The sequence below is a fragment of the Bdellovibrio svalbardensis genome (assembly GCF_029531655.1).
In the GTDB taxonomy this organism is placed as follows: domain Bacteria; phylum Bdellovibrionota; class Bdellovibrionia; order Bdellovibrionales; family Bdellovibrionaceae; genus Bdellovibrio; species Bdellovibrio svalbardensis.
In genome coordinates this window covers 161722-176571 of sequence record NZ_JANRMI010000002.1, presented here as the reverse complement: position 1 = coordinate 176571, position 14850 = coordinate 161722, and the positions used below count along the sequence as shown (strand labels likewise).

Annotated in this window: 16 protein-coding genes; 10 read left to right on the top strand and 6 right to left on the bottom strand. The window is 41.9% G+C overall.

What is annotated here, in order from left to right; translation table 11 throughout:
• Window positions 1–44 precede the first annotated feature (44 nt).
• Entirely contained in the window at window positions 45–497 is a 453-nt protein-coding gene (locus tag NWE73_RS06230; RefSeq protein ID WP_277577430.1) for a VOC family protein, read from the top strand.
• Window positions 498–746: 249 nt separating this feature from the next.
• Here NWE73_RS06230 and NWE73_RS06225 read toward each other — a convergent pair whose 3' ends face one another.
• A complete protein-coding gene (locus tag NWE73_RS06225; protein ID WP_277577429.1) occupies window positions 747–1886 on the bottom strand; it encodes a winged helix-turn-helix domain-containing protein in 1140 nt (379 codons plus the stop codon).
• Window positions 1887–2319: 433 nt separating this feature from the next.
• On the opposite strand from NWE73_RS06225, the gene pgaC reads away from it, so the two are divergent.
• A complete protein-coding gene (gene pgaC / locus NWE73_RS06220) occupies window positions 2320–3549 on the top strand; it encodes a poly-beta-1,6-N-acetyl-D-glucosamine synthase (protein ID WP_277577428.1) in 1230 nt (409 codons plus the stop codon).
• The gene (locus NWE73_RS06215; RefSeq protein ID WP_277577427.1) at window positions 3533–3973 is read left to right on the top strand and encodes a hypothetical protein; all 441 of its coding nucleotides are present in this window, start codon (window positions 3533–3535) and stop codon (window positions 3971–3973) included. Before pgaC ends, NWE73_RS06215 begins: the two co-directional genes overlap by 17 nt.
• A gap of 69 nt (window positions 3974–4042) precedes the next feature.
• Here the strand turns inward: NWE73_RS06215 and NWE73_RS06210 are convergent, their stop codons facing one another.
• Both NWE73_RS06210 and NWE73_RS06205 read right to left on the bottom strand, forming a co-directional pair.
• Window positions 4043–4486 (bottom strand): hypothetical protein, encoded by a 444-nt coding sequence (locus NWE73_RS06210; protein WP_277577426.1) that lies wholly within the window; start codon window positions 4484–4486, stop codon window positions 4043–4045.
• A 169-nt stretch (window positions 4487–4655) separates the two neighbouring features.
• Window positions 4656–5183, bottom strand: coding sequence for a hypothetical protein (locus tag NWE73_RS06205; protein ID WP_277577425.1), 528 nt, complete (start codon window positions 5181–5183; stop codon window positions 4656–4658).
• A 242-nt stretch (window positions 5184–5425) separates the two neighbouring features.
• Between NWE73_RS06205 and NWE73_RS06200 the strand changes: the two genes are divergently transcribed.
• The 5 genes from NWE73_RS06200 to NWE73_RS06180 all read left to right on the top strand — a co-directional run bounded on the left by NWE73_RS06200 (window position 5426) and on the right by NWE73_RS06180 (window position 8785).
• On the top strand, window positions 5426–6328 hold the full coding sequence (locus tag NWE73_RS06200; protein WP_277577424.1) for a type I restriction endonuclease: 903 nt from the start codon (window positions 5426–5428) through the stop codon (window positions 6326–6328).
• Between the two features lie 38 nt (window positions 6329–6366).
• The gene (locus NWE73_RS06195; protein ID WP_277577423.1) at window positions 6367–7326 is read left to right on the top strand and encodes a hypothetical protein; all 960 of its coding nucleotides are present in this window, start codon (window positions 6367–6369) and stop codon (window positions 7324–7326) included.
• 8 nt (window positions 7327–7334) lie between these two features.
• Window positions 7335–7937 carry a hypothetical protein gene (locus NWE73_RS06190; RefSeq protein WP_277577422.1) on the top strand — a complete coding sequence of 201 codons (603 nt, stop codon included), beginning with the start codon at window positions 7335–7337 and terminating at the stop codon, window positions 7935–7937.
• A gap of 6 nt (window positions 7938–7943) precedes the next feature.
• Entirely contained in the window at window positions 7944–8189 is a 246-nt protein-coding gene (locus NWE73_RS06185) for a hypothetical protein (protein ID WP_277577421.1), read from the top strand.
• 386 nt (window positions 8190–8575) lie between these two features.
• Window positions 8576–8785, top strand: coding sequence for a cold-shock protein (locus tag NWE73_RS06180; protein ID WP_277577420.1), 210 nt, complete (start codon window positions 8576–8578; stop codon window positions 8783–8785).
• Here the strand turns inward: NWE73_RS06180 and NWE73_RS06175 are convergent.
• A complete protein-coding gene (locus NWE73_RS06175; protein ID WP_277577419.1) occupies window positions 8782–11835 on the bottom strand; it encodes an Eco57I restriction-modification methylase domain-containing protein in 3054 nt (1017 codons plus the stop codon). The two genes, NWE73_RS06180 and NWE73_RS06175, sit on opposite strands and share 4 nt — an antisense overlap.
• 176 nt (window positions 11836–12011) lie before the next feature.
• A complete protein-coding gene (locus NWE73_RS06170; protein WP_277577418.1) occupies window positions 12012–12572 on the bottom strand; it encodes a hypothetical protein in 561 nt (186 codons plus the stop codon).
• 627 nt (window positions 12573–13199) lie between these two features.
• Here NWE73_RS06170 and NWE73_RS06165 point away from each other — a divergent pair.
• Both NWE73_RS06165 and NWE73_RS06160 read left to right on the top strand, forming a co-directional pair.
• On the top strand, window positions 13200–13520 hold the full coding sequence (locus NWE73_RS06165) for a nucleotidyltransferase domain-containing protein (RefSeq protein WP_277577417.1): 321 nt from the start codon (window positions 13200–13202) through the stop codon (window positions 13518–13520).
• The gene (locus NWE73_RS06160) at window positions 13513–13908 is read left to right on the top strand and encodes a HEPN domain-containing protein (RefSeq protein WP_277577416.1); all 396 of its coding nucleotides are present in this window, start codon (window positions 13513–13515) and stop codon (window positions 13906–13908) included. The genes NWE73_RS06165 and NWE73_RS06160 overlap by 8 nt, the downstream gene beginning before the upstream one ends.
• A gap of 106 nt (window positions 13909–14014) precedes the next feature.
• On the opposite strand, the gene NWE73_RS06155 is transcribed toward NWE73_RS06160, so the two are convergent.
• Window positions 14015–14644 carry a hypothetical protein gene (locus tag NWE73_RS06155; protein WP_277577415.1) on the bottom strand — a complete coding sequence of 210 codons (630 nt, stop codon included), beginning with the start codon at window positions 14642–14644 and terminating at the stop codon, window positions 14015–14017.
• Window positions 14645–14850 lie beyond the last annotated feature (206 nt).

Here is a 14850-nt window from a genome sequence, read left to right as displayed (position 1 = left end):
TCCAACACTATGGGTGTTGATCTTCGAAAGAGCAGAAAGAGACTATGACCAAACTAAGTCACATCGATCTGAATGTTTCCAATTATGCAGCGAGTATTCGTTTTTATGATTTGATTCTGACTCCATTAGGCTGGAAACGTCTGGTCTGCCAAAAGGAATTCACCACCTACAGCGATGGCGCCATGAAGATCTGCCTATGCCCCACCGAAGAGAAATACATCGCAGCAGGTTTTCATCGCAAAAGAACCGGACTAAATCATTTGGCTTTTTATGCCTCTTCAAAAGAAGAGGTCGATCAGTTTTATTCAACTGTTCTAGTCAAAAATGGAATTGCTTGTTTGTACGAAAAATCTCCGTCCGGAGATGATGATTACTATGCGGTCTTCTTTGAAGACCCTGATCGAATCAAACTGGAAGTGGTCTTTGCTCCCCGCTATTGTCAGCCTGAAGACTGGACCAATACGCTTGAAAGCAATTTTGATCCTTATAAGGTTTAGAGGTTTAGAGCTTCAAAGCCCCCCAGGAGTCGTAAACCTAACACTTTTCACCTCATAAGATTGGGATTAAAAATCTCAGAGCAAGCCACAGGCGCCTCAAAGGAACGCAATGCAACACCGGCGCGAAGAAAAGATGCGTTAGAAAAGGATTAATGATGATGGGCTTTCCCCACCCCTTGAACCAATACTCTTGGTGGTCAGTCAGATAGTTGAAACGGAAGCCCGGACCAGAAACCCGGCGAAGATTCATTATTTCGCGAGCTGAAACTTCTCGAAGCGCTGAAGCTCTTGTTCAATCAACTTCTTATTACCTTGAGACTTATGCTTCCCCAACCAGCTCCACTGCTGAATCAGCAGTTCCTGATTTTGACGGTCGGTCTTTAAATCAAGAACAGCCACCGCTTGATCCCCGATGATCACGGGCAAGGTGAAGTATCCGTATTTTCTTTTCTCTTTCGGCAGGTAGGCCTCAAAGCGATGATCGTAATCAAAGAACATATTAAAACGTTTTCTTTGAATCACTAACGGATCAAATGGCGACAGGATATGCGTCAAATCATTGGCGTCATCAATCCCCTCATCAAGATGAGAAGGCTCCATCCAAAATTGAACTTTCTCAACACCTTCAACTTGAACTGGCATCAAGCCGCCCTGACGAACGCGGGCTTCAAGGCGTTTAAGAATCTCTTTTTTATGCGCAACTTTCTGCATGTAAGAAATCGACTCAACACTGACCACCCCTTGCGAGCGCAGAGCACGATCAATGTGGTATTCAAAAACCTCCGCAGCCGAGGCCGCCTTGGGCCTTTTTGTCCAACCAAAATGACGATCCGGAAGTTCGTACTTCTTTAGCATTCCTTGGCGCTCACTAATGACTAAGTCCCCGCCATTAAAAGCACATTGCAGAGTTTTCTTGGTCGGCTTCTTACTTGCCCACGCATGATCCTTATCCACCAGAACTTCATCATTCACATCGCGAATTGAAATAGCCCCTTGTTTTTTAATTGTGGCCACAACTTTTTTGACATCCGCTTCCGTCACCGACGAATACCAGGGATCTTTCTTTCGGCGCTTCATATCGTTGATGAAATATTTAAAGTCATCCGTCGCGACATAGGCAAGAGCATGAGTCCAATACTCAAAAACTGTTTTATCTTTGCTTTGCGCTTGCTGCAGATGGGACTTTTTATAATCAGGAATGCGCGAATAAAGAATATGATGATGGCATCTTTCAATCACACTGATCGTATCGATTTGCACGTACCCAAGGTGCTTGATGGCCCTTACGCTTGCCTTCGGGCCACTGCCAAAAGGATTCGACTCGTGAAGACCTTGGGACTTCAACCAGAGGGAACGGACTTGTGCTTTTGAGAGAGTGGGTTCAGACATTGGATTTCACCGATTTATTTGAATATAACTTGCTGAGAAGGTGCTGACAAGAATGGGGGCTTCACGGAGAGTCCCGGTCCATTTTTGGCCAAAGAAAACCACCCTTTAAGCTCCCCAGCCCGAAGCTGGCAAAAGAATAGACAAAAAAATATTTCACACCCTCCCCCCAGCCCCCTTAGGCCCCCGGGGTCGCAGCTGTGCCTCAATTCATTTAAGCCCCTCCAGATTAAAAAAAACTTATCTGATTACGAGATTCCTTTAAAAGAAGCCCCTCCCCAAGTATGGCAATTGACGCCCAGGGCAATTTGGATTACAGAATTGCCAGCAACATTACCGCTCTCCGTATAAATGGTGAAAAAATGATCTCCCCCCACGGCCTGAAATTTTCAAAATTGACGTCCAAATCAGCCGCATTTTTCAAAGGAGAGGCAATATGATCATTTCTTATCTGCCTAAAATTATTAAAATCTTGTTTATGATCATTCCCTTTGTCCTGCCAGTGATCTGGATTATGGGGGCCTTTGTTTTTTACTTCAAAAGAGAACGCAAGCGCGCTCCTCTTTCTGAGTTTTCCGATCGGCCGTACACGATTCTTATCCCCTGCTACAATGAGGAACAGACGGTCGAAGCGACCATTCGCTCCTTGGATCATTTGCCATTGGGAAAATGCGAAATCATTGCGATCAACGACGGAAGCCGCGATAAGACTCAAGCTGTTCTAGAAAAATTGGCGATGTCGCGCCCTCATATGCGAGTTATTAATTTAGTCCAAAATCGCGGCAAAGCGGCGGCATTGACCTTGGGAGCCATGGCCAGTCGCTATGAGTTTATTTTGTGCATCGATGCCGACTCTGAATTGGATGCTGAGGCTCCCCGCTTTATGCTGGAACACTTCCGCGATGAACACATCGCCGGTGTGACAGGCAATCCGCGTGTGAAAAATCGTGGCACTTTGGTGGGACGCCTTCAGGTCGGAGAATTCTCGGCCCTGGTGGGGATGATCAAACGCTATCATCAAACTTTGGGTCGTTTGTTTGCCCTGTCAGGTGTTTTGGTGATGTTCCGTAAGTCAGCCATTGAAAGCATTGGATACTGGGACACTGATACCGTGACTGAAGATGTTGGTATTAGCTGGAAATTGCAAACCTCTGGTTGGGCTCTTAAGTACGAGCCCAAGGCGACCTGTGACGTGCTTATGCCTGACACCTTGAAGGGACTTTGGAAGCAACGCCTTCGTTGGGCTCAAGGTGGATTTGAAGTTGTTCTAAAACACGGCAGATCTGTTTTAAAAAGCCGTGATACCGGTCTTCGTTTGATTCTTTTGGAATATATTTTCTCTGTGACCTGGGCGTTTCTTTTGCCTGTGACCATTGGTTTTGCGATTTTCGGTAAGAACTTGCACGACATCAATATCCATTACGCGATTCTGCTGACCGGAGTGATGAGCTTCATGCAGTTCCTGGTAGGTTTGTTCCTGCACGGACGCTATGAAAAATCATCGGGTTTGGGCTTTGTCGCTATTTGGTATCCGTTTGCCTATTGGATGATTAATAGTTTTGTGTTATTTGTGGCGATTCCCAAAGTTCTTTTTGGTCCAAAACGCCAATTCAGTTCTTGGATCAGTCCCGATCGTGGTGGAGTAACCTATGCGAAAGATAATTGAAACAGTAAGCACACTTGCTTTGTGGGCAGTTTGGATTATTGGAAGCAGCTTGGCTGTTTCTGATTTCTTCTTCGATGCCGCCATGGCAAAAAAGATCACCCACCATCTATGGATCGTCGCTTGGTCACCGCTCATCGCGTTCGGTATCTTTGCTGCGATGTTGATCGCAGTTCGCCGTTCAAAACATGATACGACAAAGAAAACGATTCCCAGTGAGCACACGGTTCAATGGACTGCTGAGGAATTGGCCAACGCTCAAAGCGGTAAAGTGGTCGACTTGTACTTTGCTGGAGCAGGACTTGCCTGCCAGGTGATTGCGCGTCATGAAGCGGCTTTGGTGCTTCACACTGAAAATCAAACTATGCATGTGACCGTTCAAACAACTGACGAGACGGTGATTACGCTTCTTCATAAAGCGTTTTAGTGAATTGATCATCCCAGACGTTAGATAATAAAAAAGGCAGCCTTGGCTGCCTTTTTTTCGTTTAAGCGTCTATTCCGTATCTGGTCCGTCAGTCTGGTCACCATCATTATCTGAATCCGCAGAGTCATCCGGCGGAAGTTCTGGCTTGGCACCCTTTACCGTTTTATTTTCCAAAGTTGATGGGGTTTTAGCTAGCACCGAGTTGCAGGCTTCTTTTGTTTTAAAGACATGCTTCCACATCTCTTCATTGGCCTTTCCCTTGATCTCGGGGCTTTGCAGCTCCGATCCCATGTATGAACTGGCTTTAGAATATTCCTTAAGGCGCTTTAGCTTAGGAAGCTTGCGTTCGCCGTCGCATTCAGCTTGAGACGCTTTTCCGCCTTCTACGATGAAGCTGTAGGCTTTCATCGGGGCTTTTTTCTTCGCTAACGCGAAGGAGCTTGGGCTCAACATGGGTTGAAGAAGAAGGACGCTTGCTAGGATCGCTATTTTTTTAAATTTGATGTTTCGCATATGTGAAAATGCTAACAGGATTTGGCTTCGGCTAGAAACAAAAAAGGCAGCTCAATGGATACCTTTTGCCTAAAAATGATGCGGCGAACACGACCACAATAGCAAACCAGATGAATAGCGATGGCCAATAAAAAACTCGACCAAAAGAACGCCAAAGGTGCAAAAATAGCTACACCAGAAAGATGTAAGCAGCAATGATCGCCCCTACAAAGAACATCGTAAACTTGTTGTTTATAAGAAGATCCCCAAGGGCTTCCCAGAAGACTCCGTCTGTATAATAAAAATAACCTGATATCCCAAATATCGGAAGCTTGCGCGACCATACATTCCCCAAGCGATCGAGCTCGTTCCAAACTCTCATCTCTCGATCACGCTTAAGCAATGACCTTCCCAATTGAAGATAGTCATTCTGCGGATTCGCCCCCAACGCTTCTTGAATCTTATAGAAAAATGTAATTTCAGAATTCCTGACAATGCCATCCTGGCGCATGGCCATCTTTACAAAATTAAGCAGGCGGCGCCTGTCGAACTCGCCCACAACATCACTTAGAGCTTCTTCCAGACTTTCGGTTGGTCGACCACGAAGATATTCTTCGAGCTGTGATCGCTCCCGAAATGTTGCGCCGTAGTTTTTTGCAATCGCTAAGAACCAAGCCTTTTCCTTTGGATGGAGTTCGTTGTCTGTCGCTAACATCATTGCGACTATTTTTAGGCTTGAGAAAAGGCTTTTGTGCATAGAAAAAGTTTATGGATTTGCGACTGCATTCACAAACAAATTCTCGAACCCAATTCAGCCACTATCAAACTTTCGCTATTTAATAAAAATCTCAATTCCAAACATTTCTCCGACAAGGAACTGTTAAATTGATATTAATTTATAAATTAAGTTAACTTTAATATAAACAAGCCGAAATGGACTTCATCATCAAGGAGTCCAGTATGGCTAGAGAAACAAAACAAGATAGAACTGTACGCGCAATACTCGATCAAACAATCGAACATCTTCATGAATTAAAAACTTTAGACGCAAGCGTGTCTTCCAAAGAACTTGATGTCGAAAGATGGGCGCAAAGCTTCTTGCGAAACTGTCTTGGCTACACTGCTTCTGCAGGCTATACAATCCGTGCTCAAGAAACCAAAGGTAAAACACGCCCTGATCTGATTGTTTTACACAAAGACAAGCCCGTCTTCGTTGTCGAAGTCAAAAAAATCGGCTTCGATCTTTCAAAATCAGACTTCAGATCTGGGAAAACTCAACTTGCTGAGTATCTAAATCAAATCGGAAATGTTCGTTGGGGTATGCTTACCAACGGTGTTGAGTGGAAACTCTTTGATTTCTCTCAAACACAATATGGCGGCATCGAAATTTCAGCTTTCGATTTGAAATCTGATGGCGACATGATCAACGTCACTAAGAAATCAGTTGAAGAGCAATGCTATGAGTTCTTTGATTTCCATGAATCATCATTCACAGAGAGCAGCTGGCCTGAGCTATCTAAGGAAGCAATGGCGTTCTCGCCAGAGTCTCTTTCAAAAGCTATTCTGTCTGTAGATGTCGTTCGTTACATTGCGAAGTTTGTTCGCGGTGAACATGAATTCAAGGCGAATCACGAAATTCTAACGGATCGCCTTTATTGGTTGTTAGAGCAAGGTTTGAACGACGCCATTGCTGGTTGGAACGAAACCAAGGCGGCGGAGATTCATAAGTATGTAAAGGCTCAAAAACGTGCTTCGCGGAAGACAAAAAAATCTAAACGAGATGCCTCAACGACCGAATGTCTAATGACAGAAGCCATAGCAAATACTTCTAACAACACAGACAGCAACAAGGCCGCTTCATAGGCAAATTCGTCGTAAAATTATTCTACAAAGGAAAAAAAATGGCTAGAAATCACTTCCTCAATCTATATGTAATTCGCGTGGCACTTAATGCACATCGAGCCTTTATACCCTTTGAAATGGTCATTGATAGAGCCGGTCAAGCAAAAGATTTTTATGACGTCGCTCGTGAATTTTTAAACAATATCTCGACGTTTCATCAGGATGATGAAGATGAAACGGTAATTGAAGCGGCCACAGCTAATGTAGACTATTTACGTACTCAAAGAAAAATAAAGGGATTTCTATCAGCAGGCTCCTATGGATACGAAGGAAAAATGATAAACACAGCAAATGGCGTGAAAAGTCCAATTCCAGCCGAGCATGCTCCAGCATTCGACCACTATTTTGAACTCTTCCTTCCCCCTGGTGGAGAACGCGGGGTATTGGCCTTGCATGCAATTGGAAACAGAGGATGCAAAACAATGTTTCACAATGCTTTCAAAGACTTTTTAGTAGCGCAGTACCCACATTTAAAAATAGATATTCGCCCCTTAAAATTGGACTTCCAAGAAGATGCTGAGCGATTCCATAACCACTTTCGTGTGGAAAAAATCAAGAGAAGAGCATATGTTCCTCGCCGAGTTGAAGACCGCAATGCCGGAGGCGGTAGAGTTGAAGAGCAAATTATTGTAGAGACCGAAGTTCGGATTGGACGAAGCATCCATAATCCCCTAATTAATTTTGATAATTTAATACAGGCCGAGGATCCATCTGTTCCAGTCGCGCGACTCTTTAGACGGTATGTAGATGGAAGAGAAATTGAAAATTCTACGTTCGATGTCACCATAGATATGGATGGACAAAAAAAGACTGTCAGAATGGGGCAGGAAATCAAATTCGATATGAGTTTCGACATATCTGCAGATGTAAATCGCGACATGAGACGCAGATTTAGCTTAGCTGGAATGGCGAGAATAGTTAATCAATATATAGAGCATGCTATAGGCCAAGTTGTATAAAAATGTATATGTTAAGGCAATTATCATCAATTTTATCAAACTACCTGGAAGGGTTCAAAGTTAGCAACAATGGCAAACTATCGTGGAAAGAAATACTATATGTATTTGGCACCCCTGCTCTAATCTCTATCATTATAACAAAAGATGGCCCAATATTAAGCAGCAATGAAATTGCCAACATAATCTCAACTGCTTCGATTTTCATCGGATTCTTAATTAATATCTTAGTTCCGTTCTTTACGTTTATCGAAAGTCAAGACGCCAAAGTTCCAAAGAAAATTCTTAGTGAAACATATGATGCCCGAGTAATGCGCGAAAAATCAGAAGATAGAATTAAGCAGTATCAGATACTTTTTGGTCAAGTAACATTCTCAATATTTAGCGCTCTATTAACACTACTATTTTTATTCTCAAGTTCACAGTTTCCTTTAGAAACAAATCACTTTCTCATCTACGACGGACTTCACCTACTGGCGTTAAGAATCTTCAAGACCATTAGCGATTTCTTATTCTATTTTTTTGGATGCTTGAGCTTGGTAAATGTCTTAAAAATATTAATTAGCGCAAATGTATTAATCTACCCAAGACTGAGAAACCCACAGACTAAATAGTCACATTTGGAACTTTTAACAGAGATAACCTTCAATTCTGCTTCTATTCTATACCAGCATAGAGGATGGGATTGGGCTACCCACGGGGCATTAAGTGATTTTCGAGCAAAAAAAATAGAGAGAAAAAGCCTAAAAAGTTTTTCGAAAAATGAACTTCAACTCGAGAATTGGGGGCCTACACGTCTAGACTTTCAAATCACAGCGATCTTTACAGAAGCTGAAGCATTGGAAATTGGGAAACTCATCAGCTAGAGATGCATGGCGTTTTGAAGTACAAGCAGAGCACAATCTTACTCGATATGCTGCGCCAATTGAGAAGTTTGCCAGTAAAAGTTCAATATTTGAGAGTTACGATCAAGGGCTATACCTTGAGATGACTCGAGAATTCTTCTTGATCTTCCGTGAGGCATTGAAAATTTCTATCATCGACAGATTCCTGGGACTTGCTTAAGCGGCACCCCCTTACGTAAAGGGAATGCTAGGTCAAATTTCCGGGTGCGTTAGAATAAATCAGGATTCTGAATTTAAAATTCAAATGCCGGAAATTAAACCCAACTAAAGTCTAGTTTAGGGTGATTCAAGAAATGCACCTGAATCACGCTTTCCATTAAAATCTAAGCCGTGGTAGGTATATAAGTATGAAATCAGGTCGTATTAAATGGTTTGACGAAAAAAAGGGATACGGATTTATAGAAACTGACAAGAAAGATTTAGTCTTTCTGCATTACTCTGCGGTATCTACGGATCGCTTAAAAGACTTGAAAGAAGGTACTGCCGTCAATTTCACACAAGAAAAAGACGGCGAGATTCTCAGAGTAAAAGAATTAAGCTTCGAAGACCCTACCTAGGCGACAGACATAATTTCGTAGAATTTGTCTACCGCATACAGCTGGTTCACCAATTGATCGAGCTCAGCTTGATTCTCGAACACCTCATCATCTGTAAAATGAATCCCTTTTAGTAGTTGAATATTTATTGCAGCTACTAGATCTTCAATCTTTTTAACAATTTCTTTTTCCATCTTGGTGCTTGGCATGACTATAGGAAGTTTTCTGAGAAATTGAGTGCTACACGGGAAGTATCCGCCCCTAAAAGTACTTCCGATCTTCTTGATAAAAAAGTTCATGGCAGTACTGTTAATCAAACCGAGAATATAGTTATAGCTAACTCCTGAGTTAGGATTCAATTCGAGACCGTAGCCACCCGTAGTTACGTTTACGAAATAACGCTTCTCAGCTCCATCATAGAATCCGCATAGCTTATCAACCATATAAGGTATCATTATTTTAGGATCTTGAAATCTCAGAAGGTTTTGGTTTCTCGAGAAACAATGGAAATCCGGTCCCGCCCATTTTCCTTTTTCTCTTTTTTCTAAAAGCGGTTTATTTTCCTTCAGATAGCGCCATGTAAGAGGATAATCCGATTTCATTTCTTGATTTGGAATTAGCAGAGCCTTCCCAGCTTCATTTCGTTGATAAGGAAGAATAATGTACGCCGAAGGTTTGTTCACTTTGAAGTGTTTTACATCCGTATAGCCCTGCATAACAGGCATCAAGAGATCTGTTTCCACTTCAACTTCAGTACCCAACTCAAGCGATCTCAAAAGAGCTGTCCTAGAGTTCTTTTTGATATTTCCTTGCAAAATAAAGGCATCATCAGCCCCAGTAATGACTCCCTGGTAGATATCTTTAGTAAGACTTCCCAAAAATACCCGCTGCGAAGATAACAAATCAAAAGGCTTTCGCTCACTGCCAACTACAAAATTCCACTCTGCAGACTCTCTAAGTTCTTTTGCTTTAACGAAGTCGATTACCAAAGTCTTGTCTTCAAAGCGCTCTTTTCTTTCCAATGTGGCCGTCAGTGAAAGCTGAAGGCTTTCCTCATCCTTAACTCTAGAGAACTTAATTTCCTCGTGAGGCTGTTTGGAGCAATACAACAGACATGTGTAGGTGCTTGCTTTCTCGAAAATTTGGATATCGCCAAAGGATACTATTTCATTCAAAAAGTGGCTCTCACTCAATAAATCTCTGAGTGGTTGACCGTACTCCGCCTGAAAGAACTTATGTGGACAAATCAATCCAAGTTGCCCTGACGGATTCAAAAGTTCTAAACTCTTTTCAATGAATGCCACATAAATATCCGCGGATCCTTCTGCAGCCGTTCGGTATTTCTCTTGAATATACTTAACGTCATTCGTCTCATCTTCCAAAAGTTTCTGAATCTTTACATAGGGTGGATTCATTATGATTACGTCAAAACCATTTTTATCCTTTAGCACCTTTGTAAAATTCAAAACCCAATTAAATGGCTTTCGCGAATCGTAATCCTCGCCAATCAATTGTTTGAGCTCTTTTGTATTTCCGCTAACTAAAGAATTTCCGCACTTAATATTTTTATCGAGAGTTGGTAATAAAGATTTTTTGGTCGGAAGTCTCTGTTCGCCCTCCAATGCCTTTAAGTACAAACTCATGACACAGATGTTGATTGCTTGTTGATCTATATCTACACCAAAAATATTTGTTTGAAGAATATCCCGTTTTTTCTCAATAGATAACTTCCATTCGCCACGATCATCCTTGACGAGATCAGGAAAGAATTTACCTTGCTCAACCTTACTTGGATTCGCAATGAGGTAATCTAAGTGAAGATTCAACAATTTCGAGAATGCCGTAATTAAGAATGAACCCGACCCACAGGCTGGATCAAGAATCGAAATCTTCGAGAGTTCAGAATATTTCTTTCCTTTACTAAACTCTGACAAAGTTTTCTGAACAATCGTATCAACTACATTTTGCGGAGTATAAAAAACTCCACCGGCTTTTCTGACTTCAGGCTTATCTACAAGTACGATATTTTTTCCATTAACCTCAAATTGCTTTCCAAGATATTGCTCATAGATTGTGCCAAGTAATTCAATTGGAATTTCGTCAAAACGATACGGACTATTTGGAAAATATAGATTTTGAATGAAGTCGAAAAGTAACTGATCAGGAACTCTCAGCTTGTCAGTCAAAACTGATTTTTTGAATAAGATACCATTCAGATCATCATTAATGTCTTCGAAATGAGAAAGAATTTTCTCCCAAAGACTGTACTTTTTAGTCTCATTCCAATGAGCAGACATTGAAATCAATGTCGGACGAGTAAGGATCTCACGATCTTCTGCAACTCTTAAAAAGATAATTCGATTTACAATCAAATCGACGACTTCATCCAATTTGGATTCATCATATCCTTTATTACCTTTCCAAATTTGATTAGCAAAATCTAACCGCCACTCCATAAGGAATTTTAAGAATTGCTTGTCTACTTTAACTCTGTTCTTTTTGGAAGTCTCATTATCAACAAGGAGTTTAGATAGCGATCCGGCTTGAACATTTTCCTTTGAAAACTGCCAAAGGAAATCAACTTCCTTCAAGAAGTCTGAATACTTGATATCCTTAATTAATCCCTTATTCGGCTTGTCGACTTCTGGAGTAGCCCTACAGTCAAACACCTTAAGTCTTTCAAAGTCAGTTAAGATTGCAACATCTGCATCGGGAGAACTCCATGCATAAGACTTAGCTTGGAAGACATGATAGATATTATCGAGCGGCTGATTTGGAGCCTTAGCTTCAACGAAGAACTTCGCTCGTCCACTTAATCTAAAAGTGTAATCTGGTCGCACACGAGATGTAGTATCACCGCGCTCAACAATAACATCACGTCTATGATAGGGAACGCCATCTTTATTCGACAGATCCCAATTGAGAGCTACGAAAAAATGATCAATGAAATCAAGGCGCGCTTGAGATTCGTTGTATTCACTCGACATATAAAATTCTTTGTCGGCATCAAATTTTCTAACTAGTTTTTCAACTGTTGCTGCAAATCTTTCTCTCTGTGATGCTTTTGCCACCTAGGTCCCCCGTAGGTCTAGGTTCTCACAAGACGAATGGCCACAGGCAGACCAGAATGTGAATAATGCGAACATCTAGTCGTAAGGACTGATGATGTAAAATGATCCATCGCAACACGAGAGTGGACTTACAAAATCCGAAGAAAGCTAGACCAGCTTCTTATGCAAATTAAAGACTAATTTTCAGCATACGCAGGCTTTACTCTAGCTAATGCTATCATCTGCCTCCCCACCTCTAGAAACTCTGCTCTTGTTAGTCCTTTTGACGCCTCTATCATCTCACTTGTCACGTTGGGATTAGAGTAGTTCCACATCTCCGGGTATTTAGTCATTACTAATGAAGAAAGGGCCGCCATTGCAGCCGTAACTTTTCCACCTAGATGAGAATAAAGATGTATTGCCCAAAACAATGAAAGCTCGTTAAGTTCCTGTTTAAATCCTGGAAATATATCCTCTGAGTCATGCAATGCATGCTTGCAGAACGACCAGGCATAATTCGCTTTTCTCCAGAACTTGTTGTCAGCTCTCTCAATCTTCATGAGAACATCAAGATTTTTTACTCTAGCAATATCTCTAACTATCTGAAATCCAGCCTGTCCAACTGTATGAACCGATACTGGATGGTGTCCCTCGAACAGCATTTCAATTGCTGATTCAATTTGAACTTTTGCTATCTGCATCTTCGTGTATTGAATCGCCACAATTTCATCATTAACTTCAAACTTATTGCTCACCATCTTAAAACCTTCGCTTACTTACGCTTTTGACCTTCGTTCGCTTTGTCTCCGAAGTTTCAACAAACTTAACGTGATCTTTATCTTTATTGCGTGACCAGATGGTCTCAATCGAAGCCTGGCCAAGCCAGAGCAAAACATCCTCAAGCTTTTGGCCTTTCTCCATCATCATATCGACAGAGTTTTTGCTACCTTGCTACCCCAACCTTTGGAGAAGAACCTCGCAATCGGCATCTCGCCGAGCCCATTAAAAACATCATTTTTCTAAGTAATTGAATTCCGGACAAAAAAAAACCCGCCAGAAGCGGGTTTTTAAAAATTTGGTAGTGAGAGGCATTAACGCACCACCTACACAAATAAATTTCTTGCAGATTCAAAATGCCTAGAAATATCGCTATTTTAAGTGTGGTGTAGTTATCATGAAAATTGACGTTTGAAGTGAAAAGACATCTTTGGACACATCACAACCGCCTACACGACATATAAGCAAATTCTGTTCAGACCTTGGAAAGGCGATATTTTGCTTGGGATAACGATGCTCGGACATTTTTCTGCGTAAGCCTAATTGCCACAAGCGTCAAGAGTCTACATTGATGACTATTGGGCAGCGACAGTCCTATATTTTTAGAGATGGCAGTCGCTGACGAAAAACTCCCAAATATCATTCGAATTCTGACGAAGGAATTCCACCCAAAAAGGATCTTACTTTTTGGATCGCGAGCGCGTGGAGACAATCACGCTGCCAGCGATTACGATTTGGTCTTAATCGGCGCTTCTTCATCCCTTCCTAAAGTTGAAAGAATGCAGCGAGCATCGGATCTTCTCTATCCACTCGGCGTAACTGCCGATGTCTTTTTTTATTCGGAACAAGAGTTTAACGACTGGAAGGATGAGTTCAGCTCTATCCCCGAGGTTGCCTCACGCGAAGGCCTGGAGTTAGATCTTGGCTAAGTCAAAGATGGTAGATCTCTGGCTTAAGAAGGCAGGACGTGATTTACGCTTCTCTAAAGCGGCACTCACCCTAGAGGAGCAGTTCTTCGATGAAATTGTTTTTCATTGCCAACAGTCTGTAGAGAAGTCCATCAAAGCCTTTCTTACTTTCCATAAAGAGCCCTTTGGAAAAACTCATGATATTGGCGAGCTATTATTGCTAGTGGCAAAGATTGATGCCGGACTTGCACAACTTTTGGATTCCTCAAAAATCCTCTCTAAGTACGCCGTAGCAATTCGTTACCCTGATGCTCAAGGCTTGGATGTTGTGATCGACAATGAAACTGTAACTCGAAGTCTCGCTCTGGCGGACGCGGTTTATGTGGAATTAAGCGGAAGAATCGGCTGACGATCATTGAAATTTACAAGCCCCTTCATTCCTGAACGGGCTTGGTGGATAGCTTTTTTGTTCTGTCGTTATATCATCGAAGTAAAAAATCATTTCTTAGGCATTATTAGTATTTTACAAACCAATATCCTGCGTCGGTGGTAGGATAAGCACCCGTATTACCACTAGTGATTAAAGAATCTGCATCGTACGTCCCATTAAAAGTCATGACATTGGTGGCGTCCCCAATACAATTGGCGATTTTCACCGGGCTGCTACTATTGGGATCCGCAGAGTTACCTACAGCAACGAGTCTTTTGAAAACGGTGCCGCTCGCTGGAAAACTACTACCGGTAGACGGCGTCTCAGTGACCGATGTCAGCGTGAAGTCGATTTGAGTAAAGGAGGTCGTAGATACATTTGTCTCGCTACCCAACTGATACTGAGCATTTACTGTAATAGTTTTCTGCGGCGTCCCTGTACAGGTCGAGTTATTATATTTATTCACCGTTTCAACAACATTGCTCGATGAGTAAATTAAACTTATTTGACTCCACTCAATAGGTACCCCACCAATTGTGTACAAACTAATATTGCATGCCGTAGCCCAATTATCTTCGATATGCTTCTTAACGTCGCAGGTAGAAGAGGTTTCCTTTGGTTTTTGGCAAGCCGACAGGCCTACAAGTAAAGTAAAACATGCCGCAATTGGCATGAACAAAACGAATATTTGCGCCGCTTTTCTTTTGATTATCATATTGTATATTTTCGGTTGGTTATCTTTATGACTTAGCCCTTTATAAACAACTTTCGGATTTGTAATAACCCTATCATATTGCCCCCTTTCACCAACCTCCCCACCCCCTCTTCCATGGCCCGCAGGGACATCGGGGTTCCCATTTCCCGAACTAATGTATTAGATGAACTCCTTCTTAAACAGAGCATCAATCCATTTCATTAAAA

Bases quoted from the DNA above. Each gene is read 5' to 3' on its own strand.
- NWE73_RS06165 (WP_277577417.1), top strand. From the start codon at position 13,200: ATGGCAGTCGCTGACGAAAAACTCCCAAATATCATTCGAATTCTGACG.
- NWE73_RS06170 (WP_277577418.1), bottom strand. From the start codon at position 12,572: ATGGTGAGCAATAAGTTTGAAGTTAATGATGAAATTGTGGCGATTCAA.
- NWE73_RS06215 (WP_277577427.1), top strand. From the start codon at position 3,533: ATGCGAAAGATAATTGAAACAGTAAGCACACTTGCTTTGTGGGCAGTT.
- NWE73_RS06230 (WP_277577430.1), top strand. From the start codon at position 45: ATGACCAAACTAAGTCACATCGATCTGAATGTTTCCAATTATGCAGCG.
- NWE73_RS06205 (WP_277577425.1), bottom strand. From the start codon at position 5,183: ATGATGTTAGCGACAGACAACGAACTCCATCCAAAGGAAAAGGCTTGG.
- NWE73_RS06155 (WP_277577415.1), bottom strand. From the start codon at position 14,644: ATGATAATCAAAAGAAAAGCGGCGCAAATATTCGTTTTGTTCATGCCA.
- NWE73_RS06195 (WP_277577423.1), top strand. From the start codon at position 6,367: ATGGCTAGAAATCACTTCCTCAATCTATATGTAATTCGCGTGGCACTT.
- NWE73_RS06200 (WP_277577424.1), top strand. From the start codon at position 5,426: ATGGCTAGAGAAACAAAACAAGATAGAACTGTACGCGCAATACTCGAT.
- NWE73_RS06225 (WP_277577429.1), bottom strand. From the start codon at position 1,886: ATGTCTGAACCCACTCTCTCAAAAGCACAAGTCCGTTCCCTCTGGTTG.
- pgaC (WP_277577428.1), top strand. From the start codon at position 2,320: ATGATCATTTCTTATCTGCCTAAAATTATTAAAATCTTGTTTATGATC.
- NWE73_RS06210 (WP_277577426.1), bottom strand. From the start codon at position 4,486: ATGCGAAACATCAAATTTAAAAAAATAGCGATCCTAGCAAGCGTCCTT.
- NWE73_RS06180 (WP_277577420.1), top strand. From the start codon at position 8,576: ATGAAATCAGGTCGTATTAAATGGTTTGACGAAAAAAAGGGATACGGA.
- NWE73_RS06190 (WP_277577422.1), top strand. From the start codon at position 7,335: ATGTTAAGGCAATTATCATCAATTTTATCAAACTACCTGGAAGGGTTC.